The sequence below is a fragment of the Flavobacterium sp. W22_SRS_FK3 genome (assembly GCF_052113665.1).
Lineage (GTDB): Bacteria > Bacteroidota > Bacteroidia > Flavobacteriales > Flavobacteriaceae > Flavobacterium.
Genome location: NZ_JBGQOF010000007.1, coordinates 1 through 20,546 on the forward strand (window position 1 = coordinate 1; position 20,546 = coordinate 20,546).

General features: G+C 35.1%; 12 protein-coding genes. 8 read left to right on the forward strand and 4 right to left on the reverse strand.

The genetic code is table 11. The annotated features are described in order from the left end of the window. Positions 1 to 547 (forward strand): transposase (locus ACEN2I_RS08480; protein ID WP_441765667.1); only part of this gene is annotated, 547 nt, incomplete at its 5' end. On the opposite strand, the gene cas2 is transcribed toward ACEN2I_RS08480, so the two are convergent. The 4 genes from cas2 to ACEN2I_RS08500 all read right to left on the reverse strand — a co-directional run bounded on the left by cas2 (position 544) and on the right by ACEN2I_RS08500 (position 6,788). Next, the gene (gene cas2 / locus ACEN2I_RS08485) at positions 544 to 849 is read right to left on the reverse strand and encodes a CRISPR-associated endonuclease Cas2 (protein WP_441765668.1); all 306 of its coding nucleotides are present in this window, start codon (positions 847 to 849) and stop codon (positions 544 to 546) included. The genes ACEN2I_RS08480 and cas2 overlap by 4 nt on opposite strands. Further along, positions 849 to 1,763 (reverse strand): type II CRISPR-associated endonuclease Cas1, encoded by a 915-nt coding sequence (gene cas1, locus ACEN2I_RS08490; RefSeq protein ID WP_441765669.1) that lies wholly within the window; start codon positions 1,761 to 1,763, stop codon positions 849 to 851. Before cas1 ends, cas2 begins: the two co-directional genes overlap by 1 nt. A 300-nt stretch (positions 1,764 to 2,063) precedes the next feature. Then, positions 2,064 to 4,109 (reverse strand): transketolase family protein, encoded by a 2,046-nt coding sequence (locus ACEN2I_RS08495; protein WP_441765670.1) that lies wholly within the window; start codon positions 4,107 to 4,109, stop codon positions 2,064 to 2,066. Positions 4,110 to 4,163: 54 nt separating this feature from the next. Further along, positions 4,164 to 6,788 (reverse strand): glycoside hydrolase family 3 C-terminal domain-containing protein, encoded by a 2,625-nt coding sequence (locus ACEN2I_RS08500; RefSeq protein ID WP_441765671.1) that lies wholly within the window; start codon positions 6,786 to 6,788, stop codon positions 4,164 to 4,166. A gap of 222 nt (positions 6,789 to 7,010) precedes the next feature. Between ACEN2I_RS08500 and ACEN2I_RS08505 the strand changes: the two genes are divergently transcribed. The 7 genes from ACEN2I_RS08505 to ACEN2I_RS08535 all read left to right on the forward strand — a co-directional run bounded on the left by ACEN2I_RS08505 (position 7,011) and on the right by ACEN2I_RS08535 (position 20,543). Continuing rightward, a complete protein-coding gene (locus ACEN2I_RS08505) occupies positions 7,011 to 8,042 on the forward strand; it encodes a LacI family DNA-binding transcriptional regulator (RefSeq protein WP_441765672.1) in 1,032 nt (343 codons plus the stop codon). A 302-nt stretch (positions 8,043 to 8,344) separates the two neighbouring features. Further along, entirely contained in the window at positions 8,345 to 10,510 is a 2,166-nt protein-coding gene (locus tag ACEN2I_RS08510; protein ID WP_441765673.1) for an alpha-glucuronidase family glycosyl hydrolase, read from the forward strand. 42 nt (positions 10,511 to 10,552) lie between these two features. After that, positions 10,553 to 11,668 carry an endo-1,4-beta-xylanase gene (locus tag ACEN2I_RS08515; RefSeq protein ID WP_441765674.1) on the forward strand — a complete coding sequence of 372 codons (1,116 nt, stop codon included), beginning with the start codon at positions 10,553 to 10,555 and terminating at the stop codon, positions 11,666 to 11,668. Positions 11,669 to 12,193: 525 nt separating this feature from the next. Beyond that, a complete protein-coding gene (locus ACEN2I_RS08520; protein WP_441765675.1) occupies positions 12,194 to 15,283 on the forward strand; it encodes a SusC/RagA family TonB-linked outer membrane protein in 3,090 nt (1,029 codons plus the stop codon). Positions 15,284 to 15,295: 12 nt separating this feature from the next. Further along, entirely contained in the window at positions 15,296 to 17,242 is a 1,947-nt protein-coding gene (locus ACEN2I_RS08525; protein WP_441765676.1) for a RagB/SusD family nutrient uptake outer membrane protein, read from the forward strand. Between the two features lie 284 nt (positions 17,243 to 17,526). Beyond that, a complete protein-coding gene (locus ACEN2I_RS08530; protein WP_441765677.1) occupies positions 17,527 to 19,260 on the forward strand; it encodes a glycoside hydrolase family 43 protein in 1,734 nt (577 codons plus the stop codon). 44 nt (positions 19,261 to 19,304) lie between these two features. After that, the gene (locus ACEN2I_RS08535) at positions 19,305 to 20,543 is read left to right on the forward strand and encodes an SGNH/GDSL hydrolase family protein (RefSeq protein ID WP_441765678.1); all 1,239 of its coding nucleotides are present in this window, start codon (positions 19,305 to 19,307) and stop codon (positions 20,541 to 20,543) included. Positions 20,544 to 20,546 lie beyond the last annotated feature (3 nt).

Sequence of the window (20,546 nt, forward strand, 5' to 3'; positions counted from 1 at the left end):
TGAAAATCATTCCAATGAAAATTTTCCCAATGGAAATCATTCCGATGGGAATCATTCTAATGAAAATCATTTCAATGAAAATCATTTCAATGAAAATCATTTCAATGAAAATCATTCTAATGAAAATAATTCTAATGAAAATAATTCTAATGAAAATCAAGCAGAATCCTTGTCAGGAATAAAAATGAATTTGAATTTTTATGGTAAAATTGTTGAAGAACAAATAATTTGGTTGCAAGAACAATATTTATATGTTGATATTCATAATTACATTATTATGCCAAATCATCTCCATTTAATTTTAGAAATTGATAGTTTGATCGTTAAAGACAAGGCTGTTAAAATAAAATCTTTGTCGAGTTTGATTGGAGCTTTTAAGACAACTTCTTCAAAATTTATTCATAAAAAAGGATTTGAGAATTTTGCCTGGCAACGTTCTTTCCATGACCATATTATTAGAAATACAAATGCTTATGACAACATTTATACGTATATTGATTTGAATCCTCAAAAATGGCATCAAGATTGTTTTTTTGAAAAAAATTAAAATAATTCTAATTGTGTAGGCTGAGGTGCAGACGGTACGGCAGCTTTTCCCCAAAAATTCAAAATATTACCAAATTGTTTATCGGTTATTCGAAGCACACTTACTTTTCCTAAGGGAGGCAATAGTCTGTGGATTCTCTTTTCGTGTACATCGGCGCTTTCACTGCTGGCACAATGGCGTACATAAACAGAATATTGCATCATCGAGAATCCATCTTTCAATAAATTGTTTCTAAAACCGGATGCATTTCGTCTGTCCTTTTTTGTTTCTGTGGGCAGATCAAAAAAAACAAATAGCCACATTATTCGATATCCGTTAAGCTCCATAAGGCTGGATATTTAATTTTTTTTCGATTTTCTGTAAAGCATTGCTGGAGAGAACTTGACGTTTTTTGTAAAGCTATCATTAAAGGACTTTTCTCTTCTTTAAAGTACACTGTTCGGGTTAATATTTGTAATAATTCGGCCTTAATAGCAGTGTTTAATTCCTGTTCATCAAAACGCTGCATAATTTCAAAGACTTTTTCATCTACAATTGGTCGAAATGGTTCCATAATATCATCGGCAAGTGCAAAAGCATTATACTTACTTTTATGGTGGATTCCTAATGTATTCAGTAATCCGCTTCCGGAAAGAGCCCTTGCAGTGGCGGCTCGTAAAATAGCATAGCCATAATTCAGGAAATTATTAGGATAATTTCCGTATCGTTCACGTTTGATTCCATCATAATCTAAATTCGGAAGAGGGAAATATTTCCAGTATTGCTGTGCTGCTACTCCTTCCATATTAGATGAATCACCACTTAAAACTTTATTTGCCAGAAATGCAAAGCTATTTTTAGAGTCCGTTATTTTTTCGAGTAATTGCCCTTGGTTTTTAATTTTTTCTACGATGGTTTGCTGCCACAACTGTTTTTTTAAAGGTATTGAAGCTTCAATTTGATTTTTGAATATTTCCTGTTGAATATGATGACTGTTGAGGTTTAACAGCATTCCGTTAGGAAGATGATTCTTCCCGCAGATGACAATAGCAGTATTGTTCTCAACAAGTAAATTCATAGCAGGAATACTCAGGTAGATTTCATTATGATCAAGAACAAGAAAACCAATGTCCTCAATTGGAATAGAACTTTCTTTCAGTTCTGATTTTAGTACCAGCTGATTGTTTTTTGCCGTTATGGAAAATTTGTTTTCAATTAAAATAGTTCTTTTTAGCATAATTATAGCATCCTTAAATTATTTCTTTAAAGTTCGACTTAAAAGAAATGCTGTTTTTACGGATTTCCATAATTTCGGATTTTAGTTTCGATATTATTAATGAAAACTTAGTGATGTTAGATTATTTGTTGAATTTATCAATCCTCAGATAATTGCGTTTTGAATTGATTTTAGAAGGATTATTCGAAAATTTTAAGACAATTAAAAAACAGCCTCCAAATCAATACAATTTGGAGGCTGTTAATCAAGTACTAAAAAAAGGAAATACTCTTTTTTATTTAATCATTGCAAACTTTCAATTCAGTTAGACTTATTTGCTTCTAAATATTTTATGATTTCCTCACAGGCATTTTTACTGGTAAAACCAAATTTGTGATCCAGAACTGATGCCGGAGCTGAATATCCAAAATGATCCAATCCGAAAACTTTTCCTCTGTTTCCGGCAAGGCTTTCCAGATTCACAGGAAGCCCTGCCGTAAGTCCAAAAACCAGTCCGTTTGTTGGAATTACACTTTCTTGATATTCTTTTGACTGTGATCTGAAGAGTCCTTCTGAGATTATCGAGGCTACATTTATTTTGATATTTATTGTTTTTTCAAGTTCAGCAGCTGCATCGATCAATGTTGCCACTTCAGATCCGTTGGCGATTAGGGTAATATCTGGATTTTGAATTTCTTTAACCAGGTATCCTCCTTTTTTGGCTTTGCCTGCTTCTTCAAATCTTGAAGTTCCAAGAGTTGGGATGTCTTTAATATCCTGTCTGGAAAGAATCAGTCCCGTTGGAGTTTTCTTATTCTCCAGTGCTATCTGCCAGGCTACTGAAGTTTCGATTGCATCTGCCGGACGTAATGCCAATAAACTTTGGTCTCCCGAATGGTTTTTGATTTTTTCCAACAACCTGATCTGTGCTTCCTGTTCAATAGGCTGATGCGTTGGTCCGTCTTCTCCTACGCGGAAAGAATCATGTGTCCAGACATACTTTACCGGAAGTTCCTGAATCGCTGCCAGACGAATGGCTGGTTTCATATAATCGGAGAATACGAAAAATGTTGCTACAACAGGAATTACGCCTCCGTGTAGTGCGATTCCGTTAGCGATTGCCGCCATTGTCAATTCAGCCACTCCAGCCTGCAGGAATGCTCCGCTGAAATTATTCTTTTTTAAAACGGATGATTTTTTTAAAAAACCGTCTGTCTTGTCGCTATTTGATAAATCGGCAGAAGATACGATCATGTTTTCTACATTTTCAGCCAGATAGCCCAAAACAGCTGCAGAGGCATCACGTGTTGCAGCATTTGCTTTTTGTGCAATACTGCCAAAATCCAGATTTGGTAAATCGCCTGAGAAAAACTTCTGGATTTTTTTTGACAATGCAGGATTTTGATTTTCCCACTGAGCAATTTTTGCTTTTCTATCTGCTGATTCTGCTATTTTTTTGTCTAAAATATTCTCGTAATGTGCAGCAACTTCTTCGTATACAGCAAAGGAATCTTTCGGATTTGCGCCCAGATTAAGAAGTGTTGATTTAAAACACGCTTTGGTAGCACCAATTGGTTTTCCGTGCAGTTCGCACTGGCCTTCATACATTGATCCGTCTGCCGTAACACAGCCTTTGCCCATTATAGTTCTTCCAATAATTAGGGTGGGTCTTTCCAATTCGGCATGAGCCGCATTCAAAGCTGAGCGAATATGGGTATGGCTATGACCGTCGATGGTGATCACTTTCCATCCCCAGGATTCGTATTTCATGGCGGTATCTTCTGTGGTAACCTCATCGGTCATTGAGGAAAGCTGTACATCATTGGAGTCATAAAACATAATAAAATTATTCAGTCCCAAATGTCCTGCAATACGTCCTGCGCCCTGAGAAATTTCTTCCTGAACGCCTCCATCGGTTATAAAACCATATATTTTATGATCGAATAAATTATCAAATCTGGCCGATAAAAATTTGGCGGCAATTGCTGCACCAACACCCATTGCATGACCCTGACCCAAAGGTCCGGAGGTATTTTCGATACCTCTTTTTACATCAATTTCGGGATGTCCCGGCGTAGCAGAACCCCATTGTCTAAATTGCTCTAAATCTGATTTTTCGTAATTACCAAGCAAATGATACTGGGCATACATCAAAGCCGAAAGATGTCCGGCATCCATAAAAAAACGATCCCTGAAAATCCAATGCATGTCGGTTGGATCGTATTTTAGATATTCTGTATAAAGAATATGCATAAAATCGGCTCCTCCCATTGATCCGCCGGGATGGCCTGAATTGGCTTTCTCAACCATTGAAATGGCCAATGCTCTAATATTATCTGCTGATAACTGGTCTATTGTCTTGTTCATTTTATTGTGTATTAATGTAATCTTGAAATAGGGTTGAAGCTTAAGTTTTTATCGTTAGTTTATTTGAATAACATGAGTTACTATATTGCTTTTTATTTCGTTTTTTTCATCTGGCTGAGAGCCGCCAATTGCAAGTTTAATTTTGCCAGAAAACTGTTTTTGGACACCTTCTGCCGTAATTGATGACAAGTCTTCCGGAGAAAGTGTAAAGTTGATGGTTTTGCTTTCACCTGATTTTAAATGAAGCCTTTCAAAACCTTTTAGGCTCTTTATCGGAGCTTTTATGGACTTATTTTGATTGATTACATAGAGTTGGGCAACTTCTTCACCTTCCATTCTGCCAGAGTTGGTTATTCTTACAGAGACTGAAAGAGGATTACCCTTTTTTATTTCGGAGGAAACTTTTAATTGATCATATTTAAATGTAGTATAGCTAAGTCCATAACCGAAGCCATAAAGCGGACTGCCTTTAAAATAACGATACGTTTTGTTATCCATGCTGTAATCTACAAAAGAAGGCAGGTCTGAATCGCTTTTATAAAAGGTTATGGGAAGCCTTCCTGCAGGATTGTAATCTCCAAAAAGTATATCCGAGACTGCTGTTCCTGATTCCTGACCTCCATACCATGCATTGAGTATGGCAGGAATATTTTCTGCTTCCCAGGGAATAGCTATAGCACTGCCGGTCATCATAACAAAAATCACTGGCTTTCCCGAAACTTTAAGCGCTTTCATCAGTTCAGTCTGGATTTTTGGAAGAAGGATAGATGTGCGGTCACCACCACTGAAGCCCGGATAGTTAACAGGCATTTCTTCACCTTCTAATTGTGGGGATATTCCGCCGACATAAATAAAGGCATCAGCATCTTTATTTTTCTCCGCTATTTTTTTAAAATCAGTTCTTTCAAAATTACCTGTATTTAAGGTTACGTTTGCTTTTCCCTCTCCCTGCCAATATTCTAAAACTAAATTATATACAGTATTCTTTTTAGTACTTAATTTAAAAGTTTTTTCTCCCCATCTATTTTTGTCCCATGCATTTATAACTTCCTTTCCGTCTATTAAAAAACGATATCCATCATCTGCACTGATTTCAAATGTAATTGAGCCATCCTGAGTTGCCGTAAAGTTTGTAGTATAACGTGCAGAAAAATGGTTTGCTTTAATAGCATTTACAATAAGTTCGCCTTCCTGCCAAAAGTTATTGATTTCAGATTCTGTTCTCACAGCTTTAGGCCTACCTGTCAGATCTTTATTGTTGTAATATTCTGCTTTAAAACCCTGTTTTCCTTCATAAGTGTATTGATTTTTAAGATCCTGATATACTAATAAAGTATCATTGGTAAAGTTGATTGCTTTTTCATAAATAATTTCTGTATTGATCCCCACTTTATCTTTAATTCCTTGCAGCACTGTTGTCAGTTTGCTTGGAGTTCCGTTATAATTTCCTAATATGGAAATAGAATTGTCTGCATTAGGACCAAGAATCACAATCTTTTTTAAGTTTTTGTTTAAGGGTAGTGTGTTCTTTTCATTTCGAAGTAAAACCATGGATTGCCTTGCCATTTTTAACGCATGCTGCTGATGTTGGGTACTTTCTAAAACTGATGATGGTGTTTGTGCATAGTTTACCATTTCGACAGGATCAAACATTCCAAGTCTGAAACGGATCATAAAAAGGCGTTTTACAGAAATATCAATTTGGCTCTCACTGATTTTTCCATTCTTCACAGCTTGAACCAAAGCTTTGTAAGCATCTGTACCACAGTCAATATCTGTTCCGTGAAATACAGCATCTGCAGAAGCGGATTCAGCATCGGGATGCGTTTTATGATTTTTGAAAAAGTCATCAATTGCCCAGCAGTCTGAGGTCACATAACCTTCAAATTTCCATTGATTTCTTAAAATGTTTGTCATTAAAATATCACTGGCACAACATGGCTGAGTTCTAAAAGCATTATATGCACACATAACACCAGCTACTTTGGACTCTGTTACTAATTTTTTAAATGCAGGAAGATACGTATCCCAAAGTTCATAAGGAGTGACATCTACATCAAAGGTATGTCGTAAAGATTCAGGTCCGCTGTGTACGGCGTAGTGTTTGGCACATGCAGCAGCTTTTAAATATTTAGGATCATCGCCCTGGAGGCCTTTGACAAATGAATCTCCCAATACACTCGTTAAATAAGGATCTTCGCCATAAGTTTCCTGTCCGCGTCCCCAGCGTGGATCTCGAAAAATATTAATGTTGGGTGTCCAATATGTAAGACCTAAATAGCGTTCATTGGTTCGGCCCAATTCAACAGCTTTATTATAAATAGCTCTTCCTTCAAGTGCAGAATAATCGGCCATTTTAAAAAGTGAATTTTTATCAAATGTAGCAGCCATTGCTATAGCCTGAGGATAAACAGTAGTTTTAAAAGGAGTTCTTGCTACACCGTGTAAAGTTTCGTTCCACCAGTCATATGCAGGTATAGACAGCCGGGGAATTGCCGGAGATGAATTTAACATCTGTGATACTTTTTCTTCCAGTGTCAATTTGCTTACCAGATCATTTACACGTTCTTCAAAAGTTAATTTGGGGTTTTGAAATAAAAATTTAGCTGCTTTTTTCTGTCCTAAGCAATAACATGAAATTAACAATGCTATTACAGGGATGATTTTTTTTGTTCTCATTAGTTTCATTTTTTACGATTAAATTAAAACAACCGATTGTGTAAAGAAATAACTTTTTTTTAAAATAAAAAAGTTATGTTCATTATAATGTTTCAAAAAATGTATATTCAATATAAATACGTTATAAAATTTTATAATAAAACTTTAAATATCTTAAATGATTGTGAAATATATTATTGTATCACTAAAAGGAGTACATTTACAGATTTACTATTTTTATTTATGGAAGAACATAAACACGTAACGATTTATGATATTGCAGAGAAACTTAATCTTGCAACATCAACAATTTCGAGAGCTCTCAAAGATCATCATAGTATCAGTGATAAGACAATAAAAAAGGTAAAGCAGACTGCAAAAGAAATGGGTTTTGTTCCTAATACTTTAGCAGCAGGTTTAAGGGGTAACGTAACAAAAACTATTGGTATTTTGATTCCAACCGTTACACAGCCTTTTTTATCATCCCTAATCAGTGGTATTGAGATTGCTGCTCAAAAATCTGACTATTCAGTTATTATTATGCAGTCACATGATTCTTACCAGATGGAGGTAGATTTAGCTAAATCACTATACAGTAATAGAGTAAGCGGGGTTATTTGTTCTTTGGCAATGGAAACAAAGGATACTTCGCATTTTAAACAGTTTTCCAATAATAATATTCCGTTAGTGTTTGTTGACAGGGTTCCTAAAGATTACGATACTTTTCGGGTGGTAATCAATAATTATTTGGCTGGTTACAAAGCAACTAAGCATTTAATAGAACAAGGATGTAAGAGAATTGCGCATCTAACTGCCGGTTCAGAATTTGGTACTCTTTATAATGAAAGAAAAAGAGGTTATGTTGACGCTTTGTTAGAACATGATATTCCAGTTGAAAATAATCTGATTATAAGTTTAAAAGAGATGACTTATGAAGCAGGAGTAAAGGCCTGTAACCAATTATTTGATTTGAAAACGCCACCTGATGGACTATTTGCTCCGGGTGATATTCTTGCAGTAAGTGCTGTACAGACTGCAAAAAAAAGAGGAATTAAAGTGCCTGATCAGTTTGCGGTAATAGGCTTTAATAATGATCCGATCTCAGAGATAATTGAGCCTAATATTTCTACTATAACCCATCCAGCGGAGAAAATGGGTAAGGCTGCAGCCGAATTAATCATCAAGAATCTAAAATCTGTTAAGGAAGAGGATGCGAAAGAAATTACATTTTTAAATACACAAGTACTAATACGTGAGTCTTCAAGGAAGATTTAATTATATTTTACTTCTTTGATTAACCTGTTAATTCGTATTTTGAATTAGCAGGTTTTTTTATTAAATCAATATACTTTCAACTCTGGCTGGTACGTTTTGAGAGGTTAATATTTTTAAATAATATATAAAAGAGACTTTTTATTTTTTTATTACCTTAATTTTGTATTTTAGCACAACCGATTGCAAATGTAAAAATATTTTAAATACCATATTTTTTTAGCTTATATTTTGATAAATATCCTGTTTTAAACAGATTTTTTTATTTGTCTAAACATAAACGAATATAAAACAGAAATAATAAAATGACGCATATTAAAAAGACTTTTTTTAGATTCACCATATTGTTTTTTGTAGTTTGCTGGCCTGTATTGTCTCAAAAAGACTATAAACTATGGTTACAATATGAAAAGAAAACGGATTCAAAAATAATTTCAGGTTATCTGTCAAATATTAAAGGAATAGTAGTATTAGATAATACGGAAACTTCAAAAATTGCTAAAAACGAATTACAGGCTGCTTTGAATGATATGTTAGGGAATAAATTTCAGACTGCAGCAAAATTAGAAGGTGAAAATAAAATAATTGTAGGTTCAAAAGCGGTATTGACTTCTGAAATTCAAGAGTTAGTTGGTTCTGATTTTGAGCAGATAAATGATGAAGGTTTTATTATCAAATCCATTTCAATAAAAAATAAAAAGCATATTGTTGTTACAGGTAAAAAAGATGTTGGCCTTTTATACGGCGTTTATAACTTTCTGAGATTGATTCAGACAAATAAATCAATACAAAATTTAAACATTGTTGATACACCCAAAACTAATATTAGAATTTTAAATCACTGGGATAACTTAGATAGAACTGTTGAAAGAGGTTACGCAGGTTTTTCGTTATGGAATTGGCAAAAACTGCCTGATTTTATTGACCAGCGTTATATTGATTACGCCAAGGCAAATGCATCAATCGGAATTAACGGAACAGTTTTGACAAATGTAAATGCGAATGCTCTAATCTTAACGCCTCAATATTTAGAAAAGGTAGAAGCTTTGGCAAACGTATTCAGACCATACGGAATAAAAGTATATCTAACCGCTCGCTTTTCGGCACCAATCGAAATAGGAGGATTAAAAACAGCTGACCCAAAAGATACAGATGTAGCTAATTGGTGGAAAAGCAAAGCCAAACAAATTTATAAAAGAATCCCTGATTTTGGAGGATTTTTAGTGAAGGCAAATTCAGAAGGTCAGCCTGGCCCGCAAAATTACGGAAGAGATCATGTTGATGGAGCAAATATGATTGCAGATGCCGTTGCACCTTTTGGAGGCGTAATTATGTGGAGAGCTTTTGTCTATTCTGAACATGATGCTAATGACAGAGCCAAACAAGCTTATGCTGAATTTGTGCCGTACGACGGAAAATTTAGAGACAATGTAATTGTTCAGGTAAAAAATGGAGCCATCGATTTTCAGCCTCGTGAACCTTTTCATCCCATGTTTGGTGCGATGCCAAAAACACCTTTGATGATGGAGTTTCAAATCACTCAGGAATATTTGGGTTTCAGTACGCATTTGGTTTTTCTGCCAAAATTGTTTCAGGAAGTTTTAGAATCGGATACCTATCAAAAAGGAAAAGGGACAACGGTAGCCAGAGTCATTGACGGTTCTTTAACGAAAACTAAACTGACCGGAATTGCAGGAGTCTCCAATATCGGAAATGATTTAAACTGGACCGGACATCCTTTTGCGCAGGCAAATTGGTACGGCTTTGGAAGATTGGCATGGAATCCTAATTTAGATTCGGAAGTTATTGCTGATGAATGGCTGAGATGTACTTTTTCTAACGACGAAAATTTTATTGCGCCAGTCAAAAAAATGATGATCGAATCGCGTGAAGCTGTTGTCAACTATATGACACCACTTGGGCTGCATCATATTATGGACACAGGACATCATTACGGTCCAGGTCCGTGGGTTTCTAATTTATCAAGACCAGAATGGAATCCTGTATATTACCATAAAGCAGATAAAAACGGGATTGGTTTTGACAGATCTAAAAGCGGGACAAATGCTACAGCACAATATGCTCATGAAGTAGGGAAAATTTTTGATGATATAAAAACCTGTCCTGAAAAAGATTTATTATGGTTTCATCATGTCTCCTGGGATTATAAATTAAAAAACGGACAAACGCTTTGGAACGGTATGGCTTTAAAGTATCAGGAAGGTGTAAATCAGGTAAAAAACATGCAAAATACCTGGAATAAAACCGAAAAATATGTTGACGCAGAACGTTTTAAAGAAGTTCAGATGTTGTTAGAAATTCAATATAAAGAAGCAAAATGGTGGAGAGATGCGTGTTTGTTGTATTTTCAACAATATTCAGGAGAAGAATTACCGGAAGGAGTAGGAAAACCAACACAATCTTTAGACTATTTTAAATCATTAAAATTTCCTTTTGCACCAGGAAATTAAATATCTGAATAAAAAATGAGCTATCAATTTAAACTAATACAAATGAGATTAACTAATTACTATTTACTGCTTTTAACTCTTATAATTTTGAGCAGCTGTAATGCACAAAAAGAAAACAATGTTGTTTCGTTGAAAGACAGTTTTAAAAATGATTTTTGCATTGGAACTGCTTTGAGTGCAAATCAAATTGAAGAGAAAAATGAAAAAGAAGATTCTCTAATCAAAAAAGAGTTTAATGCTATAACGGCAGAAAATATCATGAAATCGATGTTTTTACATCCTGCAAAAGATAAATATGATTTTGCAATGGCTGATAAATTTATTGCATACGGCGAGAAGAATAAAATGTTTATTCATGGTCATACTTTGATTTGGCACAGTCAATTGGCCTCCTGGATGGCAGAAATTAAAGACAGCATTGAGATGAAAAATTTCATGAAAGACCATATCACTACAATCGTTTCAAAATATAAAGGAAGGATTGATTCGTGGGATGTTGTCAATGAAGCTTTGAACGAGGATGGGACATTAAGAAAATCAGTTTTTTTCAATACACTTGGAGAGCAATACCTTGTTGATGCATTTAAATTAGCTGCCGCTGCTGATCCAAAAGTTGATTTGTATTACAACGACTATAATAATGAAGAGCCCGCCAAAAGACAAGGAAATATTAATCTGATCAAAAAAATAAAAGCAGGAGGAGGAAAAATTGATGGCGTTGGAATTCAGGCGCACTGGCGATTGGAAAGTCCTTCTATAGAGACTATTGAGGAAAGCATTTTGGCTTATTCTGCTTTGGGTTTAAAGGTTGCTTTTACAGAATTAGATATTACAGTTTTACCAAATCCATGGGATTTAAAAGGCGCTGATGTCAATCAAAATTTTGAAGGAAATGCCAAAATGAATCCTTATCAGGAAAAACTTCCGGATTCTGTTCAGGTTAAGCTCGCTAATCGTTATGCGTCAATTTTTAAGTTGTTCCTGAAACATAAAGATAAAATTAGCCGTGTAACATTTTGGGGAGTCCACGATGGACAGTCCTGGTTAAATGATTGGCCGATAAAAGGAAGGACAAATTATCCATTATTATTTAATAGTAACTTAAAGCCAAAAAAAGCATATCAAAGTGTAATGAAACTAAAAGAAACTAATGAATAATTTTTGACACCAAAAAAACTTTCATCTGGAAGCTTTACAGGGTAAACATTGTAAATATTATAAAAAGACTCCTTACTTAAAGAGTCTTTTATTTTAAGCAACCGATTGTATGTGGCTGTTTACTTCTTATTTTGTACAGTAAAGTGCAATATACTACAATTTCAGTATAATGCAATCAGTTGTTCTTGTCGATACTGCTGTATTTAATAGTATTTTTACTTTTGTTTTTTAATCAAACTTTAATTTACTATTATGATTTTAATGTAATGTTAATTTTTATGATTTTTTCAACGATATACGAAAAAGAGACTTAATTTATTATTCTTCGAGCCTTATGTAAATATATAATTATAGATAATTTATTTATTTAACATAAAAATTACACCATTTATTTTTTAAACCTATATAATTAGTAATAGTACAAGTAAAAAATTAAACAACCGATTGTGTATTGGCTGTTTTTTTTTATATTTGTTGTAAATACACTTATTAACTCAACCAAATTAATTATCTAAATCAATTTTTATGACTAACTATTTTGTTACAATTAAATCGAAGCATTTAAAATGCTTTTGTTTTTTGATCTTAATGTTTGCCTTTTCACTCGATGCGGGTGCGCAAACGAAAGTCAAAGGGACAGTATCCGATGCGAGTGGTCCTATTCCTGGAGCTAATGTAAATTTAAAAGGGACAAAGAATGGTGTAAGTACCGGTTTTGATGGTACTTATACTATTGATGCGCCTTCTAATGGAGTGCTTGTTTTTAGCTTTATAGGCTTAAAAACTAAAGAAGTTTCGGTAAATGGACAAACCCAGCTAAATGTGAAGCTTGAAGAAGAGTCAGGCCTATTAAAAGAAGTTGTTGTTATTGGATATGGTACGCAAAGAAAAGAAGCGGTAACCGGATCTGTAGCTTCTCTTGGAGGAAAAGAATTAAATGAAGTGCAATCTGCCAATGTAACACAAGCACTACAGGGTAGATTGGCAGGGGTCGAGCTAACACAAACCTCTACCAAGCCAGGAGCGGCTATGCAAATCCGTATACGTGGAACCAGATCGCTTACGGGTGATAATAATCCGTTAGTTGTACTTGATGGTGTTCCTTTTGGAGGGGAGATAGGGGATATCAATCCGGTTGATATTAAATCTGTAGATGTTTTAAAAGATGCCTCTGCAACTGCTATTTACGGTTCAAGAGGTGCAAATGGAGTTATATTAATTACAACTAATAAGGGACGTAAGAACCAGAAAGCCACATTTTCTTATAATGGGTTTACTGGTATCAAGCAGGTTTTTGGTAAATACGATATGATGGATGGTGCGAAGTTTGCAGCACTTCGTGATTATTCAACTTTATATAGTGATGGTGTTGATGAATCGAGAGATACCAATACAGACTGGCAGGATTTGCTGTATGGTGCTGGTGAGATGATTAGTCATGATGTGAGTGTTTCAGGGGGTACAGAACGTGGTTCATACAATGCAGGTTTAGGTTATTATAAAGAAGAGTCTGTTTTGCCTGGTCAAAAATATGAGCGTTTCAGCCTTAGAGGAGGTTTAGACCAGCAAATTGGAAAAATTTTCCGTATGGGATTTACTACTAATAGTAATTATGCTGTTACAAATGGCGATAATATCGGCACGGGAACTATCTTAGGTACGTCACCTTTGGCAAATCCATATAATGCAGACGGATCACTGAAAAGAACAGTGAGAATGGGAGCTGATGAAAATTGGGTGTACACAAGAAATACTATAGAAGGTTTAGGAGAATCTTATGTAAACCAAACAAGAGCTTTTAGTTCGTATAATAATATTTTTGCCGAGGTAAAAATACCAGGAGTTGAAGGTTTAAAATATCGCATGAACGGCGGATTGAACTTTCGTACCTCTAACAGTGGGTATTATGAAGGATATGGTGTATTTGATGTAAATCCAACAACGATTTCAAATGCAGCTATTGGCAACACATTGTCAACACAATGGCTTATTGAAAACTTGTTGACTTATGATAAAACTTTTGCGGATAAACACACAATCAACTTTGTTGGGTTGTACTCAAATGAACAGCGTACAAGTAACAGTTCTCGTATAACAAGAAATGGTATTACTTCTGATGCCTTTCAGTTTTACAATTTAGGACAAAGTGAAGAAGAAGCAGTTATAAACCCTGCAGACCAGGATTATACACAATGGGGATTAAAGTCCTATATGGCCAGATTAATGTATTCTTATGATAATAAATATTTTATTTCTGGTACAGTTCGTTCAGATGGTTCTTCAAGACTTGCACCAGGCAATAAATGGTTTACTTATCCGGCTGTATCTGCAGGATGGACAGTTTCAAATGAATCTTTTATGAAAAAACTTTCATGGGTTAATTTAATTAAATTGCGTGCTGGTTATGGTACAACTTCTAATCAGGCAGTTGCTCCGTATTCGACTTTAGGAGCTTTGGGTACCAGACCTTATAATTTTGGAAGTACAAATTCTACAGGTGTCTATGTTACACAAGCGCCTAACCCTAATTTAGGCTGGGAATTCTCTACAACCTGGAATTATGGATTAGATTTTGGATTCTTTAATAATCGGTTATTTGGTACGATTGAATATTATACAACACACACAACAGATGTTCTGCAAAGTGTTAATCTGCCACCAACAGGAGGTGTGAGTAATTATGTTGGAAATGTTGGAGAGACTGAAAATAAAGGTTTTGAAATAGCATTAAACGGAGTAATCCTTGATAATCCAAAAGGACTGAGCTGGACAGTGGGTTTTAACTTATATGCTAACGATAATAAATTAGTCAAACTGGCTTCAGGAGCGACAAGAGATGAAGGGAACTCCTGGTTTGTTGGTCATAATATCAATTCTATTTATGATTATCAAAAGGTGGGTATTTGGCAGGAAGGGGATCCTTACATGTCTATTTATGAGCCTGGGCCTACTGGAATTAATCAGCAGGGAACTGTTGTGGGATCTATTAAGGTTAAATACACCGGAGATTTTAATGCAGATGGTTCTCCAACACGTGCAATTAATGGAAGTGACAGACAAATTATAGATACCGACCCGGATTTTCAGGGAGGTTTTAATACAAATTTAACCTATAAAGGTTTCGATTTTTCTGCTGTGGGAGCATTTAAGAGTGGTGGTGTGCTAATCAGTACGCTTTATGGAGGTGCAAGCTACCTTAATTTACTTAACGGACGCAGAAGTAATGTGGATGTAGATTATTGGACACCGGATAACAGAGATGCTGAGTTCCCAAATCCAAAAGGTATTAGAAGTGGAGATAATCCGAAGTATATGTCAACAATGGGTTATTTTGATGCTTCGTATGTAAAAATCAGAGCATTAACACTAGGTTACACATTAGATCAGCAGTTTATGAGAGATTTAGGTATTGAAAAACTAAGACTTTATGTTACGGCTCAAAATCCTTTTGTACTTTTTTCTCCATACCACAAAATGTCAGGAATGGATCCTGAAACAAATTCACTAGGGGATGAAAACCAGGCAGTAAATTCATACCAACGCAGGTTTTTGGTTATTGGAACAAACACACCTTCAACCCGAAATTATTTATTCGGACTTAATTTAACATTTTAATCAGGAACAACCATGAAACGATATATTTATAAAAAATTAATTATAGGATCAGTAGTTTTGTTCTCTTTTGCAGGCTGCTCGGATATTTTAGAAGAAAAACCACATGATTTTTATGAACCTGGGTATTTTAAAACAGAAGCGGGTGTAAAACAGGGATTAACTTCACATTATGCTCATTTACGCTGGATATACGGGCAAGCCTATTATTACAATTCTGTTCAAACCGGGACTGATGAAAATACATATGGACAACAGGCCGACGGAAACTTCAAAGATCATGATTTGTCCGGAGTTGGAGTTATTAATCCTAATTCGAGCAGAGCTGATGTAGTTTGGAATAATTCATACAATGATATAAACACGGCCAGCGGAATTATTGAAAATGCAGCAGCAGTGGGTGTAGCAAACAGTTTAATTGCTGAGTCCAGATTTTTCAGGGCTTTTGATTATTTTTTATTAGTACAGAATTTTGGTGGAGTACCTTTAGATTTGGGTGCAGGAGAACTAAAATTTAACACTAAACCATCGAGATCTTCTAAGCGAAATACAGTACCAGAGGTTTATACTAAAGCTATTTTTCCGGATCTGGTAATGGCTGTAAATGAATTGCCTGATGCTCAAAGATTAACTGGTACGGTAACTAAAACGGTAGCGCGTTTGTATTTGGCAAAAGCATATCTTACCTATGCATGGTGGTTAGAAAATCCAAATAATATTCCGACCTATCCTGATACACCAAGAACAGATCCTGATGGACACAATGCACAATGGTATTTTCAAAAAGCATACGATCTTGCTTTAGACGGAATTAATAATCCGGGTTCATATGGGTTGTTGGACTATTATTATGATGTTAACTTAGGTTCTAATGATCGTAATAAAGAAGTAATGCTTTATGCTGACCATACTCAAGAAAGTGAGTATTACAATGGTGCAAGTCTTACATACGGAAGTGGAGGTTCACCTGATAATTTTGCCGGCTGGATGGGTACATTCAATTATACAGCTATCAGAAGTAAAAACTCGGCAGGAACTTCAGTTTCTTCCGTGCAGCGTGCTGCTGATCAGTTTTTAGGACGCCCATGGACAAGAATGACACCACCAATTGAAGTATTTACCAATACTTTTGCTGATAAGACAAATGATTCCAGATATGACGGAACATTTACTTCTGTTTACCGTGGAAATTGGAATCTGATTGGAACCGGGTTAACAGGAGTTCCAACATTATATAATGCGAATGGATTACCTGTAACACCAAATGGTGCAATTGTAACGTTTTTAAATAATGAACCAGCTACACCAATTACATATCCTTCGGGAGCAGGTGAAAATGGTGTTGGTGCCGGAGTTTTGCCAGGCAGAGCTGATTATGTTATTTCACCATCAGGAATAAACAGAATAGTTTATCCGGGATTATGGAAATTAGGGCCATACCGAACTGATAATGCCGGAGGTTTAGGACAGCCAAATGCCGGTAGTACAAGACCATTCCCGATAGCTAAATTTTCAGAACTTTATTTTGTTGCTGCTGAAGCTGCAGTAAAAGGAGCAACGGGTTCTATGACTGCAAGAAGCCTAATCAATGTAATACGTGCCCGTGCTGGAAAATGGCGTTGGGATAATAATGGAAATGTTGCAAAGAATGCAGACAATAGTGCTTTATTAACAAGTGCAACACCTGCGGTAATTGATATTAATTTTATTCTGACCGAACGTTCACGTGAATATTATGGTGAAGGATACCGTTGGTACGACTTAGTAAGAACTCAAAAATGGAATGAACTTGCCGGGAAATATTCAATTGGCGGATCAAATTATGGTGATCATACACCACAAGTTGTTACCAGAACTATTGAACCATATCATTATTTGCGTCCAATCCCTCAGGGACAGATAGATTTAATGGAAATGAGTGCTGCTGAAAAGGCAGAATATCAGAATCCTGGATATAACTAGATATGATACTATAAGCAAATTTAACCGTAATTATAAGTGTTAATTTTACAGAATGGCTTATAAGTTAGTTAGATGAGTTTGCTTAAGTTTGAAGCCGGGGGTTGATTCCCTCGGCTTTTAAATTCTGAATTAGCTTAAGAAATTCTGAATTCATTTATAGCTTAAACTTTGAAAAACATTTTATGATAAACATGGAGCAAATGTATAATTATCATAAAATTTCAGGATTGCAAATTAATTTTAAACTAATTACATTTTAAACAGATGTTATAAAAACAATTACAATGAAGAAGCAACAACTATTTTTCTTGTTATCATTGATTTTTCTTTTTTCTTTTAAAGGAATACAAGTTAAGGATACCATTACAGGAAAATCAAACAAAAAGTCTCCGGTCTTTTCAAATGTTATTTATCAGGGTGATGATAATATTTATAAAAATAATCCATTGAAACCAGATGAGTTTTACTCGCCAGTTCTACAGGGATGTTATCCGGATCCTGCTATAACCAGAAAAGGAGATGACTATTATATGGTTTGTTCTTCATTTGCGATGTTTCCAGGTGTTCCCATTTTCCATTCTAAGGATTTAGTGAATTGGACAGACCTGGGAGGTGTGTTAAATAATGTTTCCGAGTTTAACCCTCATGATACTGGTATCAGCCAGGGTGTATATGCTCCTGGAATAACTTATAATCCTCATAATGATACTTTCTACATGATTGTAACGGCTTTTTCAGGAGGTCTGGGTAATATTATAGTCAAAACAAAAGATCCTATGAAGGGATGGGGAAGTCCTATAAAATTAGGTTTTGACGGAATTGATCCATGTATTTTCTTTGATGATAACGGAAAAGGTTATGTAGTTCATAATGATGCTCCCGATAAAGGAAAACAATTATATGAAGGTCATCGTGTCATTAAAGTATGGGAATATGATCTTGAAAAGGATAAAGTAATTCCGGGTACGGATAAAGTTATAGTGGATGGAGGTGTAGACCTTTCTAAAAAACCAATATGGATTGAAGCACCCCATTTGTATAAAAAAGACGGAAATTATTATTTAATGTGTGCTGAAGGTGGAACCGGAGGAAATCATAGTGAAGTTATTTTTATTAGTGACAGTCCAAAAGGACCTTTTAAACCAGCATCAAATAATCCGATTCTTACACAAAGATATTTTCCGCAAAACAGAAAAGATAAAGTAGACTGGGCGGGACATGCTGATTTAGTACTGGGGCCTGATAATAGATATTACGGTGTATTTTTAGGTGTTCGTCCAAATAATAAAGACAGAGTAAATACAGGACGCGAAACTTTTATGCTTCCGGTAGACTGGTCAGGAACTTTTCCGGTTTTTGAAAACGGATTAGTGCCTTTGGAGCCAAAAATAAAAATGCCTAAAGGAGTTACCGAAAACAAAACGGGTAAAGATGGATTTTTTCCAAATGGGAATTTTACATTTACTGAAAATTTTACTGATAAAATATTAGATTACAGATGGATAGGGCTTAGAGGGCCTCGTGAAAATTTTATCAAGATAACTAAAAAAGGACTTCAGATTAATCCTTTTGAAGTCAATATTAAAGAAGTAAAACCCACTTCGACACTTTTTTACAGACAAATGCATAATACTTTTTCTTTTGCCACAACACTTGATTATAAACCCGAATCTGAAAAGGATCTTGCAGGAATTGTATGCTTACAGAACGAACGTTTTAATTATGTTTTTGGAATAACAAAGAAAGGAAAGGAAACCTATATCTTGTTGGAAAGAACAGAAAAAGGTCAGTCAAAAATTATAGCAAGCACTAAAATAGACATTAAAAAAACTATTCGCCTTCAGGTAAAAGCAGCGGGAGACAGTTATGAATTTAGTTATGCTCTAAATGGTACTGATTTTAAAAACTTAGGAGTAAGTGTTTCTGGAGATATACTTTCAACAAATACGGCAGGAGGTTTTACAGGAGCATTGGTAGGATTATATGCCACGGCTTCAAATGATGCCCAGGCTGAATAAAAAAAATATCGAATTGCGGGTGCATTAATCTTTACAAATTAAATATGAAAAGAGAATATTTTAAATGGCTATTGTTTATACCTCTGTTTCTTTTGATTTTAGGATGTAAGTCTAATCAGCCATCCCTAAAAGAATCAGAAAAATTAAATAAGGAGAATTGGGTAGGTACTTGGGCTACAGCTCAGCAGTTAGTAGAAACACACAATATGCCTCCTGATCCGGGTCTTACAGATAATACGATTAGGCAAATTATTAGGGTCTCGATTGGAGGAAAGTACATGAAATTACGTTTTTCTAATATATTCAGCGATCAGCCAACAGTTTTGAAATCGGTAAGTGTTGCAAATGTAACTACTGCTCCAGGTATAGATGCAGCAACACAAAAAACAGTAAGTTTTAATGGTAATTCAGGAATAACAATGAATCCTGAACAAGAAGTTTTTTCGGATTCTTTTGCTTTTGATTTACAGCCGGGACAGCTTTTAGCCATTACAATTTATTATGGAGCAACTTCCCAAAAAACATCAGGACATCCTGGCTCCAGAACTACCTCTTATATTTTGCCGGGTAATAATGTAAATAATACAGCTTTTGAAGGAGCAATAAAAACAGACCACTGGTATTCGATTATGGGGCTGGATGTAAATGCTGGTACAAATGCTGCCACTGTAGTATGTCTTGGAAATTCTATTACAGATGGACGCGGATCAGGAACCAACAAACAAAACAGATGGACAGATATCTTATCTTCAAGATTATTATCTAATAAGAAAACGAGTCATATTGGTGTTTTGAATTTAGGAATTGGAGGAAACTGTGTCATTAAAGGAGGATTAGGTCCAACAGCATTAGATCGTTTTGACAGAGATGTTTTATCTCAAAAAGGTACAAAATGGCTGATACTTCTGGAAGGTGTAAACGATATTGGAGGAATTAAAAACCCTAAGGATGCGATTATCAGGGCACAAGAACTTATTGAAGCTTATAAAGTTATGATAGCCAAAGCTCATAAAAAGGACATTAAAGTGTATGGTTGTACCATTTTGCCTTTCGAAAAATCATTCTATGACGCACCACACAGACAACAGGCTAAAGATATTGTAAATGCTTGGATCCGAAACAGTAATGCCTTTGATGCTGTAATTGATTTTGATAAAGCAATGGCTTCAGAAGAAGCTTCAAAAACGATTTTATCCAACATGCACGATGGTGACTTTTTGCATCCAAACGAAGCTGGTTATCTTAGAATGGGAGAAGCAGTAGATTTGGATTTATTTAAATAACAA